Origin of the sequence: Serratia marcescens (assembly GCF_001902635.1) — a bacterium.
In the GTDB taxonomy this organism is placed as follows: Bacteria; Pseudomonadota; Gammaproteobacteria; order Enterobacterales; family Enterobacteriaceae; genus Serratia; species Serratia marcescens_F.
The window spans coordinates 129,546-143,784 of the sequence record NZ_MJAO01000009.1; the positions used below are offsets into that span (position 1 = coordinate 129,546).

The 14,239-nt window shown below is 59.4% G+C and carries 11 protein-coding genes; 5 read left to right on the top strand and 6 right to left on the bottom strand.

Annotated elements, in window-relative coordinates:
* Positions 1-75 precede the first annotated feature (75 nt).
* From BHU62_RS11210 to BHU62_RS11225, 4 genes are all read right to left on the bottom strand, one after another.
* Positions 76-1,725: a Na+/H+ antiporter gene (locus tag BHU62_RS11210; protein ID WP_073532075.1), complete on the bottom strand. Its 1,650-nt coding sequence runs from the start codon at positions 1,723-1,725 to the stop codon at positions 76-78.
* Between the two features lie 197 nt (positions 1,726-1,922).
* Positions 1,923-3,284, bottom strand: a complete 1,362-nt coding sequence (locus tag BHU62_RS11215) for an NCS2 family permease (RefSeq protein WP_073532076.1) — start codon at positions 3,282-3,284, stop codon at positions 1,923-1,925.
* Between the two features lie 333 nt (positions 3,285-3,617).
* Positions 3,618-4,025 (bottom strand): VOC family protein, encoded by a 408-nt coding sequence (locus tag BHU62_RS11220; protein ID WP_073532077.1) that lies wholly within the window; start codon positions 4,023-4,025, stop codon positions 3,618-3,620.
* Between the two features lie 47 nt (positions 4,026-4,072).
* On the bottom strand, positions 4,073-4,741 hold the full coding sequence (locus BHU62_RS11225) for a glutathione S-transferase family protein (protein ID WP_073532078.1): 669 nt from the start codon (positions 4,739-4,741) through the stop codon (positions 4,073-4,075).
* A gap of 280 nt (positions 4,742-5,021) precedes the next feature.
* Between BHU62_RS11225 and bhsA the strand changes: the two genes are divergently transcribed.
* Positions 5,022-5,282 carry a multiple stress resistance protein BhsA gene (gene bhsA / locus BHU62_RS11230; protein WP_073532079.1) on the top strand — a complete coding sequence of 87 codons (261 nt, stop codon included), beginning with the start codon at positions 5,022-5,024 and terminating at the stop codon, positions 5,280-5,282.
* Between the two features lie 148 nt (positions 5,283-5,430).
* A complete protein-coding gene (locus BHU62_RS11235) occupies positions 5,431-6,180 on the top strand; it encodes a 3-oxoacyl-ACP reductase family protein (RefSeq protein ID WP_073532080.1) in 750 nt (249 codons plus the stop codon).
* 192 nt (positions 6,181-6,372) lie between these two features.
* Here BHU62_RS11235 and BHU62_RS11240 read toward each other — a convergent pair whose 3' ends face one another.
* On the bottom strand, positions 6,373-7,587 hold the full coding sequence (locus tag BHU62_RS11240) for an MFS transporter (RefSeq protein ID WP_073532081.1): 1,215 nt from the start codon (positions 7,585-7,587) through the stop codon (positions 6,373-6,375).
* Positions 7,588-8,334: 747 nt separating this feature from the next.
* Here BHU62_RS11240 and BHU62_RS11245 point away from each other — a divergent pair.
* Positions 8,335-9,249, top strand: a complete 915-nt coding sequence (locus tag BHU62_RS11245) for a LysR family transcriptional regulator (protein WP_073532082.1) — start codon at positions 8,335-8,337, stop codon at positions 9,247-9,249.
* Positions 9,250-9,310: 61 nt separating this feature from the next.
* Here BHU62_RS11245 and ssb1 read toward each other — a convergent pair whose 3' ends face one another.
* Positions 9,311-9,841, bottom strand: coding sequence for a single-stranded DNA-binding protein SSB1 (gene ssb1 / locus BHU62_RS11250; RefSeq protein ID WP_073532083.1), 531 nt, complete (start codon positions 9,839-9,841; stop codon positions 9,311-9,313).
* A gap of 276 nt (positions 9,842-10,117) precedes the next feature.
* Between ssb1 and uvrA the strand changes: the two genes are divergently transcribed.
* Together uvrA and BHU62_RS11260 are read left to right on the top strand one after the other, a co-directional pair.
* Entirely contained in the window at positions 10,118-12,946 is a 2,829-nt protein-coding gene (gene uvrA / locus BHU62_RS11255; RefSeq protein ID WP_073532084.1) for an excinuclease ABC subunit UvrA, read from the top strand.
* Between the two features lie 229 nt (positions 12,947-13,175).
* The gene (locus tag BHU62_RS11260; RefSeq protein ID WP_073532085.1) at positions 13,176-14,228 is read left to right on the top strand and encodes an NAD(P)-dependent alcohol dehydrogenase; all 1,053 of its coding nucleotides are present in this window, start codon (positions 13,176-13,178) and stop codon (positions 14,226-14,228) included.
* Positions 14,229-14,239 lie beyond the last annotated feature (11 nt).

The window sequence follows — 14,239 nt, forward strand, 5'->3', positions numbered from 1 at the left end:
CGAAAAATAAGGGCCGCACAGGCGGCCCTTCGGGACAGGAATAAAGAGGAAAAACGTTTATTCCACCTTTGAGGTTTACCCTTCTCGCTCGATCAACAGCGCTTCGAGCAAGTCGAGATCGTGCAACAATTTTTGCAGCGTCTCGTTGCTGATTTTCTGCGTGGCGCGCAGGTGATACAGCTCGCCGCGCTCGGCGCGCAGCGCCGTCAGGCGGAAACGCCGCTCGAGGTTTTCCATCGCCAGCGCATTCTCGATGTCGTCTTTCGACGCGATGCGCCGCCGCAGCATACCCGTCACCCGCGAGCTGATCTCTTTCAACACCTGCGGATCGTGGTTTTCTTCGGTATCGGCGACCAGGCGTTCTTCCATTTTATTCACGCTCTCTATCGCCACTTCGGCCGCCATGGCGATCGCCAGGCGCTCCTCCTGCTTGCTGGCGCTCTTGTCGGTAACCTGCACGCCACGCAGCAGCAGCGGCAACGCCAGCACGCCGACGATCAACGACAGCAGGATCACCCCGGCGGCGATAAACACCAGCTGATAGCGCGCCGGGAAGGCGGTGCCGTCACTCAGCAACAGCGGTATCGACAGCACACCGGCCAGGGTAATCGCCCCGCGCACCCCGGCGAACGACGCCACCCACAGCTCGCGCGTGCTGTAATCGCCGAACTGCAGCGGACGCTTTTTCATAAAGCGGTTGCTGGTCTTTTTCATCACCCACAGCCAGGTGAAACGCAGCACCAGCAGCGCGGCGTAAATGGTGGCCACGTCGGCGAACAGGTACCAGGTCTGGATCGTCGGATCCAGCTCTGCCTGCAGGATAGAGGTCTCAAGAATGCCCGGCAGCTGCAGGCCCAACATGATGAACACCATGCCGTTGAACACGAATTCCAGCATCGCCCAGACGCTGTTGGCTCGCAGGCGCATCGCCAACGGCGCATTGCGGATCACGCCGGACTGGCTGATGGTCATCCCCGCCGCTACCGCCGCCAGAATGCCGGAGACGCCGATATGTTCGGCGATCAGGTAAGAAGCGAACGGCAGCAGCAGCAGAAACACGATCTGGGTCGCCGGATCGTCGCCGCTCCAGCGGCTCATCACCCGCAGCGATTTACTGTAGGTCCAGGTAACCGCCACGCCGGCCAGCAGGCCGCCGATCGCCACTTTGAGGAACTCCAGGGTCGCGCCGCCGACGGTGAACACCATGGTGCCCATCGCCACCGCGATGGCGAACTTGAGCGACACCAGGCCGGACGCGTCGTTCATCAGCGCTTCGCCCTCGAGCACGCCCATGATCGGCTTCGGAATGCGCCCTTTGCCAACGATGCCGGACAGCGCCACGGCATCGGTCGGCGACAGCACCGCCGCCAACGCGAAGGCCGCCACCAGCGGAATGCCCGGCACCATGGCGTAGATCAGATAGCCGACGCCAACCACGGTGATCAACACCAGTACCAGCGCCAGGCCGAGAATTTCACGCCCGTGGTGCAGGAACTCACGCGTCGGCGTTTTCCAGCCGTCGGCGAACAGCAGCGGCGGAATGAACAGCACCAGGAACAGTTCGGGATCAAAGTCGACGTGCAGCCCGAAATGCGGCCAGGCCAACAGGGCCCCGATGGCGATTTGCATCAGCGGCAGCGGCACCTGGAACGGCAACATGCGCGTCACCACCCCGGACAGGGAGACCACCAGGATCAAAATGAGGATTGTAAAAAAGATTTCCATGCTTTCCTTAGACTCTACGATTCAGACGACATCGGCTCAGGGCCTGCGTTGGTCCCGATAGTAGATCACTTTTTTTACAGCCGTTAAAGCTTGTTGTGCCTTTCAAAACGCGGTGCAGAGCAGAAGAAGACTTATCTTAAGAAGGGAAATGCCGTGACAGTTTCCCTCGCCCGACGGGCGAGGGAAATATGAGGTGATTAAATCGCCCAGCCGCCGGCGTAGAACGCCACCAGCGCCACGGCGATCAGCACGGTGCCGATGTTCAGCTTGCGCCATTCCCCGGAGAAGATGCGGCCGATGACCAGCGAGCTGAAGCCCAGCATGATGCCGGTAACGATGTTGCAGGTCAGTACGATGAACACCGCGCACAGCAGGCCGGCCATCGCATCGACGAAGTCGTTGAAGTCCAGCTTGGTGACGTTGCTCAGCATCAGCAGACCGACGTACATCAGCGCCGGTGCGGTGGCGTAGACCGGCACCAGATAGGCCAGCGGCGACAGGAACAGGATCAGCAGGAACAGAACGCCGACCACGGTGGCGGTCAGGCCGGTCTTGCCGCCCGCGGCGGTGCCGGCGGCGGACTCGATATAGACCGCGGCCGGCGCGGCGCCCACCAGGCCGGAGAAGATGCTGCTCAGGGAGTCCGAGGTCAGCGCCTTACCGCCGTTGATGATCTGCCCGTCTTTATCCAGCAGGTTGGCCTGCCCGGCCACCGCGCGGATGGTGCCGGTGGCGTCGAACACCGCGGTCATCACCAGCGCCAGCACGCTCGGCAACACCACCGGCTGCAACGCGCCCATGATATCCAGGCTGAAGATCAATGATTTGCCATCAGCGTCCGCCAGGCTCGGCATAGCGAACAGCCCCTGGTATTTCACCGCCGGGTCGAAGATCAGGCCGATGACCGAAATGGCGATGATCACCAGCAGAATGCCGCCGGGCACGCGCAGCTTCTCCAGGCCGAAGATCACCGCCAAGCCCACCAGCGTCATCACCACCGGGAAGGAAGTGAACGCGCCCAGCGCCACCGGCAGGCCATCCAGCGGGTTCTTCACCACCAGGCCGACGCCGTTGGCGGCGATCAGCAGCAGGAACAGACCGATACCGATGCCGGTGCCGTGCGCCACGCCCATCGGCAGGTTGCGCAGGATCCAGGCGCGAATGCCGGTGACCGAGATAACGGTGAACAGCACGCCCATCAGGAACACCGCGCCCAGCGCCACCGGAATGCTGATGTGCTGGCCCAGCACCAGGCTGAAGGCGGTGAAGGCGGTCAGCGAGATCGCACAGCCGATAGCCATCGGCAGGTTAGCCCACAGCCCCATCAGCAGCGATCCCAGCCCGGCCACCAGACAGGTGGAAACGAACACCGCCGCCGGTGGGAAACCCGCCTTGCCCAACATGCTCGGCACCACGATCACCGAGTACACCATCGCCAGGAAGGTGGTCAGCCCCGCCACCACTTCCTGCCGCACGCTGCTGCCGCGCGCGGAAATTTTAAAATAGCCATCAAGCCCGCCGGCTGGTTTTGCGGCGTGGTTCGCTTGAGAGTTCGACATAGGTTACTGTCCCCTGTGTTTCATGAATCGGCCCGTCGCAGCAGGCCTGTAATCTCGCCCGCGCCTGATCGCCACGTAATCGTTTACGTCACGTTCCGCTTCCCTGCCCTCCCGTCGCATCGCCAACAGCGATGCGCACCAAGGCAAACGTTTAACTCGCAGCGCGCGGTACGGGTGATTTATGGTGGTTTATTCAAGGCAAACGATTATCCTGCCTTCCATAGCGTCTAATCAACTAAAGATCGCGGCAATTTATGCAGAAAGAGACGGGAATGGTGCCTGCGCGGTAAAACGGGGGCGGCTGGCGCCCCGGTGAAATCATTCACGGCGAGGTTATTGCGCCTGTAACGCCGCCGGATCCATGTACATCAGCTCCCAGATATGGCCGTCCAGATCCTGAAAACCGTGGCCATACATCATGCCGTAGTCCCGCGGCTGGTGGTAGGTATTGCCGCCGCCGGCGACCGCCTTGCGCACCAGTTCGTCCACCGCCGCCCGGCTGGGTTGCGACAGGCACAACAGTACCTCGGTGGCCTGTTTGGCGTCGCCGATCGGGTTCGGGGTAAACATCCTGAATTTGTCGTGGGTCAGCAGCATCACGAAAATGCTGTCGCTGACCACCATGCACGCGGCGGTATCGTCGGTAAATTGCGAGTTGAAGCTAAAACCCAGTTGGGTGAAAAACGCCATCGAGGCGGGCAGATCGCGAACGGGCAGGTTAACGAAGATTTGCGTAGTCATGGGCTACCTCCGATGAAGAATGACCCCATCGAGTATAGCCCATGCGGTTAACTCAGCAGGTCGTAAGGGCCGCCTTGCTCCAGCGCCCGCTGGTAAGCGGGCCGGGCGTGAATGCGCTGCAGGAAGCCGCGCAATTTCGGGCAATTGTCCAACGCGCCGCGCGCCGCCATCGCCTCCAGCGGGAAGCTCATCTGAATGTCCGCCGCGCTGAACTCGTTGCCGACGAACCAGCTGCCCTTGTTCAGGTGCTGCTCAAGGTACTCGCAGTGCGGCGCGATCTGCTTATCGAGGTACTCGCGCTGCACGCCCTTGCCGATCGCACCGGCCACCGGCCGCAGCACCCAGGGGATCGGCGGCTGGCCGAGGCGGCCGAACACCAGCTTCATCACCAACAGCGGCATCAGCGATCCTTCGGCGTAGTGCAACCAGTAACGATACTGTTGGCGCGCGTGGAAGTCGGTCGGCATGAACATCCCCTGCGCGTCATAGGCTTCTTGCAAATATTCGATGATGGCGCCGGATTCCGCCAGCGTCAGATCGCCATCGACGATCACTGGCGATTTACCCAGCGGGTGGATCTTTTTCAGCGCCGGCGGCGCCAGCATGGTCTGCGGGTCGCGCTCGTAGCGTTGCACCTGGTAGGGCACGCCCAGCTCCTCCAGAAACCACAGAATGCGCTGCGAACGCGAGTTATTGAGATGATGAACAATGACCATGGCGAAACTCCTATCCGTTGCCGCCCCGGTGTTGAAACACCGGCGACACCGGCACCCAGTTATCGGTAAACGCGTTTAGCGTCATTACGCTTCTCTTGTTAAGGATAGTCTGTAAAAAGTAGCGGCGATGTTTGCTGCGCGACAGCGATCAGAAAACAGTCAATTTATTTGACAAAAATACTCAAAACTCTCCGATTTTTTATTCCAGCCTGGCGCACTAGTATTTACCACATCGAGAGACAACGGACTCTTATTCAATAAATACTCTGAGGAACACATCATGAAAAACATCAAAATTTTTGCTACCGCTGCACTGCTGGCTACCGCTTCTTTCGCTACCTTCGCCGCTGACCTGCCTTCCAGCCAGCCAACCGCAGACGCACAGAAAATCGGCGTAGTCTCCGTTAGCGGCGCCACCAACCTGAGCGCGCTGGAAAGCGAACTGGCCAGCAAAGCCGCCGCATCGGGCGCCAGCTCATACCGCATCGTCGCCGCCGGCGGTCAGAACAAACTGTACGGTACCGCAGAAATTTTCAACTGATCGTCGAACAGCCAATCGACGGAAGAAAGAAGTCCCGCAAGGGGCTTTTCTCGTTGTTGGCGGCTACCGCTCTTTGTGCACTGTGACCATGAGGTATTTCACCGATACTGAAGACAACCGCTGACCTTCATCCATTCGGAGAAATAACATGACCACAGCACTCCCTCTGCAAGGCAAAGTCGCGTTCGTTCAGGGCGGCTCTCGCGGCATCGGTGCCGCCATCGTTAAACGATTAGCGAGCGACGGCGCCGCCGTCGCCTTTACCTACGCCGCCTCGGCCGATCGCGCCGAAGCGGTGGCGAGCGCCATTACCGCCGCCGGCGGCAACGCCCTCGCCATCAAGGCCGACAGCGCCGATGCGGCGGCACTGCAACAGGCGGTGCGTCAGGCCGTGAGCCGCTTCGGCAACCTGGATATTCTGGTGAACAACGCCGGGGTATTTACCCTGGGCAGCACCGAGGAACTGGCGTTGGAAGACCTGGATCGCATGCTGGCGGTCAACGTGCGCAGCGTGTTCGTCGCCAGCCAGGAAGCGGCGCGCCACATGAATGACGGCGGCCGTATCATCCACATCGGCAGCACCAATGCCGATCGCGTACCGTTCGGCGGCGCGGCGGTGTACTCGATGAGCAAGTCGGCGCTGGTCGGGTTGACCAAAGGCATGGCGCGCGATCTCGGCCCACGCGGCATCACCGTCAATAACGTACAGCCCGGCCCGGTCGACACCGAAATGAACCCGGACGCCGGTGAATTCGCCGATCAGCTCAAGCAGCTGATGGCGATCGGCCGCTACGGCAAAGATGAAGAGATTGCCGGCTTCGTCGCCTACCTGGCCGGCCCGCAGGCAGGTTACATCACCGGCGCCAGCCTGAGCATCGACGGCGGCTTCTCGGCGTAATCACTCCTGAAATGCAAAAAGCCCCTTTCGGGGCTTTTTATAGAAATAACAGGATTAAATGAGGAGGTATTATTCGGCTTAATCACATTAACGCCACTCTCGATACCTTTTTTGAATCGACAACGCTGAAATTCTCTTGTCATTACAGCCAATGCCAGACTTCCTCAATTCCCCATGTTACGTCAGCGCCTCTCATGACGTTTCACCCGCCGGCTCATCCACGTGTTCAGCTTTAACAGGAATCATCGCAATCAGCAGCAACGAGAGTGCAATGGCGATACCGGCAAACATCAACAGCGCTGGAATGCTGTACACCGACACCAACCATGCCCCCGCCAATGCGCCGCAGCCGATAGCGCCATTAAAGAAAGAGACATAAATCGCCGAAGCGGGAAACGCATTCTCACCGGCAAGGCGCAGCACCCAGGTTTGGAAACCGACGAAGATACCGGAAACCGCCAGACCCCAGACAATCACCAACGTCAGGATTTCAGCGCCTGTCAGGTCGCCCCCCATCTGGCCCAGGGTAAGCAGCGTTGCGGCGATCAGCACAACAGACAACACCACCATCGGTTTCAACCATTTGTCGATAAACATGCCGGTGACAAAGTTGCCCGCCAGACCGGCGATACCAAAGACGAACAGCATCACCGGGATCATGCCGGAAGTGACGGCCCCGACGCTGTGCAACCAGGGTTCAATAAAGGTGAATGCGGCGAAATGCGCCGTGATAGCCAGCAGTGTCGCGCCGTAAATGCGCCACAGTGCGTCCGAACGCAGTACGCGCGCCAGTGCCTCGAAGCCCAGAGCGCTGCTGGCTTTCACCTTCGGCACCGCCAACGCAATTCCCGCCAGCGCAATCGCACTCAGCAGAGACATCAGCCAAAAGGCGAGCCGCCAGCCGACGTTCAGCCCGATGTAGTTCGAAAGCGGCACGCCGAACACGCTGGCCGCAGAGACGCCGCCAAACACGATGGACGTGGCCAACCCGATAAACCTTGCCGGCACCAGCGATACCGCCGTAGCACCGATCATCGCCCAAAATGCACCGTGCGCCAGAGCGCCGATCACACGGGCAGCCAGCAGCCAGTGGTAATTTTCGACCATGGCACACAGGCTGTTGGACACCAGGATGATCAACGTCAACGTCAGCAACAGCGGCCTCTTTGGCCAGTTGCCCAGAAACAGCGAAGACAACAGCGCGCTGATCGCGCCAACCCACGCATACAAAGTGACCGTCAGGCCGATCATCGATTCCGACTGATGCAAACCTTCGGCCATTGGCGTCAGCAGGCCAATCGGCGCTAATTCGGTGGTAACAATGGTGAACGTGGACAGGGCCAATATCACCAATGCCAGCCAGGTTTTAATACTCAATGGCTGGCTATCGTTTGATAAGTTTTTCATCGCATCCTCAATTAATTGGGGAATATTTCATTGATGCAGACGCGCCTATTCCGCCAGGTTTGAATGTTCGCCTATGTAAACGGAATTTCCCGGCGCGATAAACATCGGAATATCTGAAAGGCCGTTGCCATAGGCAAAATCGTTGGCCAAATCGATATGATGGCGTTGGCTAAATGACAATAACGTCCGCAGCTTAGCTGCCCGATAGTTTGCGGCTCGCCGATCTCCCGCTCAATGCCCCTCTTTCGCGACCAACAACCGTTGGGCACGAAGAATGACATCAGCGCCGAGCCTCTTTCGCAAAGATTGTTTTGTCCAACGGTGCACTACAATGGACAGGGAGAGGGGGACATTCTTTCTTCGATAATATTATTCACTTTATGCTCATCATTCTTTTTCCAGTCAGCGCGGCTTAAATAGCCTTATTTCACCGAAATAAAGCCGTCGGCCATTTTAATTGCGGCTGTCTACATGATCTTTCTGCGGGCAAGGTGTAATAAAGAAAACATAAACCTACACCGGGGCATTCAGAGACCTCACAATAGCAAGCTCATGGCATGAGAGAATTGTTAGTTTTGTAATACAACTTTTGTATCACTAACATTATGGCTATATAACAATCGTTCCGGTAACCTGATACAAAAAATGGAATACCGCGATCCCCGACACGTTGAGTGTTGATTTTGTTTGCTATCGCCCACATTTTTCACCCGCCAGCGAAAGGCCAAATAACGCCGGAGCCCGTCATTGACGATTTTCAACGAAAAATTACCCACCATTAAGCAATTGCAGTGCTTTATCGCCGTCGCGCACGAGCTGAACTTTCGCCGGGCAGCCGAGAGAATGAGGATGACGCAACCGCCGCTGACCCGGCAGATTCAGTGCCTTGAAGACGTGATTGGCTGCCCGCTCTTTACGCGCGACACTCATCAGGTGCATTTAACTGAAGCGGGGATCAAACTGGAAGAGCAGGCTAAACAACTCATTAACCAGCTTTCTCATTTGGTTCAGCGGCTCAATGTCGAAAGCGGTACGCTGAAAATCGGCGTCACGCGCACGCTGGATTTCAGCCTGATACCGACCATCAACGCCCGCTTGGAAAAGCTCATCGATACCGATAAAATCTCTGCTCACCAACAGACATCGAAGCAGCTGCTACAGATCCTGGCACGCGGGAATCTTGATATCGCGCTGGTCGGTGAGAAAGTACCCAACGGCGAAGAAGACTTTGAGTTTTGTTGGTTGTATCGAGAACCGCTCATGTTAGCGCTGCCTTCATCGCATCCCGCCAGCATTAAAGACACCGTGTCGTTGCATGACGTTGTCGACCTGCCGCTTTACTGGTTCTCCCGCAGCGCAAACCCGGGTTTTTATGACAAATGCGAAGATGTCCTGCAATCGCTGCCCTTTGTCCTGAAGCGCAAAGCGGAACCCGACGATTCTCTGATCATGTTGGCCAGCATCGCCCGGGGAAAAGGCATGGCGCTGATGCCGCAATCGATGTGCGTCTCCACCCGGGCGGGTTTGTGCTATCGCCATCTGGATGCACAAATGAATGAAAGATTGAACATCGACGTCTATCTGGTGATGCGAAAAAACGAAAAACGGGCCAACGTATTGAATGCCGCCCGGCAATTGTTGGCTTCATCGCCAGAACTCTGATGCTGCAAAAACAAAAAGCCCCTTTCGGGGCTTTTTTTGTTTGGCTGCAAACAACCGGATATCAGAACGGGATGTCGTCGTCGAAATCCATTGGCGGTTCGTTGCTGGTCGCCGGTGCGCTGTTCTGCGCCGGGCGAGACTGCTGCTGGCCGCCGCTGAACTGGTTGCCGCCCTGTGGCTGCTGAGGCTGGCCCCAACCGCCCTGGCCGCCGGCAGATTGACCGGCCGGTGCGCCGCCGCCCTGACGGCCGCCCAGCATCTGCATGGTGCCGCCGACGTTAACCACGACCTCGGTGGTGTAGCGCTCTTGGCCGCTCTGATCCTGCCATTTACGGGTTTGCAGGGAGCCTTCGATGTAGACCTGAGAACCTTTGCGCAGGTATTCGCCCGCTACTTCAGCCAGTTTGCCGAACAGCACGACGCGGTGCCACTCGGTCTTTTCTTTCTGTTCGCCGGTCGCCTTGTCACGCCAGCTTTCGGAGGTCGCCAGGGTAATGTTGGCCACTGCGCCGCCGTTCGGCATGTAACGGACTTCTGGATCCTGACCCAGATTCCCGACCAGAATTACTTTGTTTACGCCTCTGCTGGCCATGAGCCTTCTCCCGATGATTGATTTCTACACAGTATAAACGCGTCAGTTTACCACGCTGAGTACGAAACCACACCCGTGTTGATAAGTGCGAATTGCATTCCAGAATTGTCTTTTCTATCGACCTTGTTGCATTCGCATACTGGATATTCATTCAGGTTTTTTTGTGTCATAATTATGCGTTTCGACCAGGCTGTGCCGGTTTTTTGCGAGATCCATCACAAAATCCCCCGCAAAAATCGCGACATGCGCGGTGTATCATCAAGACGGGAAGTGTAAATGGACAATATCGAAGTTCGTGGTGCTCGAACCCATAATCTGAAAAACATCAACCTGATCATCCCGCGTGACAAACTGATCGTCGTCACCGGCCTGTCCGGCTCCGGTAAGTCCTCGCTGGCTTTCGATACGCTGTATGCCGAAGGGCAGCGGCGCTACGTCGAATCGCTCTCCGCCTATGCGCGCCAGTTCTTGTCGCTGATGGAAAAACCGGACGTCGATCATATCGAAGGCCTGTCGCCGGCCATCTCCATCGAACAGAAATCCACCTCGCACAACCCGCGATCCACGGTCGGCACCATCACCGAGATCCACGACTACCTGCGCCTGCTGTTCGCCCGCGTCGGCGAACCGCGCTGCCCGGATCACCATGTGCCGCTGGCGGCGCAAACCGTCAGCCAGATGGTCGACAACGTGCTGAGCCAACCGCAAGGCAAACGCCTGATGCTGCTGGCGCCGGTGGTGAAAGACCGCAAGGGCGAGCACACCAAAACGCTGGAAAACCTGGCCACCCAGGGCTATATCCGCGCGCGCATCGACGGCGAAGTGTGCGATCTGTCCGATCCGCCGAAGCTGGAGCTGCAAAAGAAACACACCATCGAAGTGGTGGTCGATCGCTTCAAGGTGCGCGACGACATGGCGCAACGCCTGGCGGAATCGTTCGAAACCGCGCTGGAGCTGTCCGGCGGCACCGCGGTGGTGGCGGACATGGACGACGAGAAAGCGGACGAGCTGCTGTTCTCCGCCAACTTCGCCTGCCCGATCTGCGGCTACAGCATGCGCGAACTGGAACCGCGCCTGTTTTCCTTCAACAACCCGGCCGGCGCCTGCCCGACCTGCGACGGCCTGGGCGTGCAGCAGTTCTTCGATCCGGATCGCGTGGTGCAAAACCCCGAGCTGTCGCTGGCCGGCGGCGCGATCCGCGGCTGGGATCGCCGCAACTTCTACTACTTCCAAATGCTGCGCTCGCTGGCGGAGCACTATGAGTTCGACGTGGAGGCGCCGTTCAATACCCTGAGCGCCAACGTGCAGAAGGCGGTGCTGAGCGGTTCCGGCAAAGAATCGATCGAATTCAAATACATCAACGATCGCGGTGACACCACCGTGCGCCGCCATCCGTTCGAAGGCGTGCTGCACAATATGGAGCGCCGCTACAAAGAGACCGAATCCAGCGCGGTGCGCGAAGAGCTGGCGAAGTTCATCAGCAACCGCCCTTGCGCCTCGTGCCACGGCACCCGCCTGCGCGAAGAAGCGCGCAACGTGTTCGTCGAAGACACCACGCTGCCGGAGATCTCCGATCTGAGCATCGGCCATGCGATGACCTTCTTCCAGAACATGAAGCTCAGCGGCCAGCGCGCCAAGATCGCCGAGAAAGTGCTGAAAGAGATCGGCGATCGCCTGAAATTCCTGGTGAACGTCGGCCTGAACTACCTGTCGCTGTCCCGCTCGGCGGAGACGCTCTCCGGTGGCGAAGCGCAGCGCATCCGTCTGGCCAGCCAGATCGGTGCCGGCCTGGTGGGCGTGATGTACGTGCTGGATGAGCCGTCGATCGGCCTGCACCAGCGCGATAACGAGCGCCTGCTGGAAACGCTGATCCACTTGCGCAACCTCGGCAACACGGTGATCGTGGTGGAGCATGACGAAGACGCTATCCGCGCCGCCGACCACGTGATCGATATCGGCCCCGGCGCCGGCGTGCACGGCGGCCAGGTGGTGGCGGAAGGTACCGTCGACGACATCATGGCGCAACCGGAGTCATTGACCGGCCAGTTCCTCAGCGGCAAGCGCGAGATCGCCATTCCGGCGCAACGCGTGCAGGCCGATCCGACCAAGGTGCTGAAGCTGAGCGGCGCGCGCGGCAACAACCTGAAGGACGTGACGCTGGCGCTGCCGGTCGGTCTGTTTACCTGCATCACCGGCGTTTCCGGCTCCGGCAAATCGACGCTGATCAACGATACGCTGTTCCCGATCGCCCAGCGCCAGCTCAACGGTGCCACCATCGCCGAACCGGCGCCGTTCCGCGAAGTGACCGGCCTGGAACATTTCGACAAGGTGATCGACATCGATCAGAGCCCGATCGGCCGTACGCCGCGCTCCAACCCGGCCACCTACACCGGTATCTTCACCCCGGTGCGCGAGCTGTTCGCCGGCGTGCCGGAGTCGCGCAGCCGCGGTTATACACCGGGCCGCTTCAGCTTCAACGTCAAGGGCGGGCGCTGCGAAGCCTGCCAGGGCGACGGGGTGATCAAGGTCGAGATGCACTTCCTGCCGGACATCTACGTGCCGTGCGACCAGTGCAAGGGCAAGCGCTATAACCGCGAAACGCTGGAAGTGAAGTACAAAGGCAAGAGCATCCACGAAGTGCTGGAGATGACCATCGAAGAAGCACGCGAGTTCTTCGACGCGGTGCCGGCGCTGGCGCGCAAGCTGCAAACCCTGATGGACGTCGGCCTGTCCTACATCCGCCTCGGCCAGTCGGCCACGACGCTCTCCGGCGGTGAGGCGCAGCGCGTCAAACTGGCGCGCGAGCTGTCGAAGCGCGGTACCGGCCAGACGCTGTATATCCTCGACGAACCGACCACCGGCCTGCACTTCGCCGATATTCAACAGCTGTTGGCCGTGCTGCATCAGCTGCGCGATCAGGGCAACACCATCGTGGTCATCGAGCATAACCTGGACGTGATCAAGACCGCCGACTGGATCGTCGATCTGGGGCCGGAAGGCGGCAGCGGCGGCGGCGAGATCCTGGTCGCCGGCACGCCGGAAACGGTCGCCGGTTGTGAGAAGTCACACACCGCGCGCTTCCTGAAACCGCTGCTGGACAAGTAATGCCACCCGCGTGCGGGCCGTCGCTCAGGCGGCCCGCACGCTGACCCGTTTCGCTGCAATCAAACAGAAACAGGCAAGATTTCGACATTTTCAGGCATTTCCCTCCGCGCTCACCGCTTTTATCATCAATGTTCCCTCGGCGGCCACCCAGTCTGATTCAGGCCGCGTCTCACCGGCATTCCGCTGCCGGCCAAGCGTTGTCCCCCATACATTGATAACTGGAGCGACCATGAACATTACCCATGCCTATGCCGCGCATGACGCGAAGTCTGCGCTGGTGCCTTTCGATTACCCACCGCGCGCCCTGCGCGACCACGATGTGCAAATCCAGGTGCTGTTCTGTGGCGTGTGCCATTCGGATCTGCACCAGGCGCGCAACGAATGGAGCAATACGATGTATCCGGTGGTGCCGGGCCACGAAATCGTCGGTCGCGTCAGCGCCGTCGGCGGCCACGTCTCGCGCTACCGGGTTGGCGACCTGGTCGGCGTCGGCTGCATGGTGGATTCCTGCCGCCATTGCCCGAGCTGCGAAGAGGGGCTGGAGCAGTACTGCGAGAACGGCTTTACCGGCACCTATAACGGCCAGGATCGCCAGACCGGCGCCGTGACCTACGGCGGCTACTCCACCGATCTGGTGGTGGATCAGGACTTCGTGCTGCGAGTGCCGGAAAATCTCGATCCGGCCGGGGTCGCGCCGCTGCTGTGCGCCGGTATCACCACCTACTCGCCGCTGCGCCAGTGGGGCGCGGGCCCGGGCAAAAAGGTCGGCATCGTCGGCCTCGGCGGGCTGGGGCACATGGGCGTCAAACTGGCGCGGGCGATGGGTGCACACGTAGTGCTGTTCACCACTTCACCGTCGAAAATCGAAGACGCCAAGCGCCTCGGCGCGCATGAAGTGGTGATTTCGCGCAACCCGGAGGAGATGGCGCAGCACGCCAACAGCTTTGACTTCATCCTCAACACGGTGGCGGCTCAACACGATCTGAACCCGTTCCTCAACCTGCTGCGCCGCGACGGCACCCTGACGCTGGTCGGCGCGCCGGAGCACGATCACCCGTCACCGCAGGTATTCAATCTGATCATGAAGCGCCGCCGCATCGCCGGTTCGCTGATCGGCGGCATTGAGGAAACCCAGGAGATGCTGGATTTCTGCGGCCAACACGGCATCACCTCGGATATCGAACTGATCCCGATGCAGCAGATTAATGAAGCCTATGAACGCATGCTGAAAAGCGACGTGAAGTACCGCTTCGTGGTGGATATCGACTCGCTGCGTGTCTGATGACAGCGGGC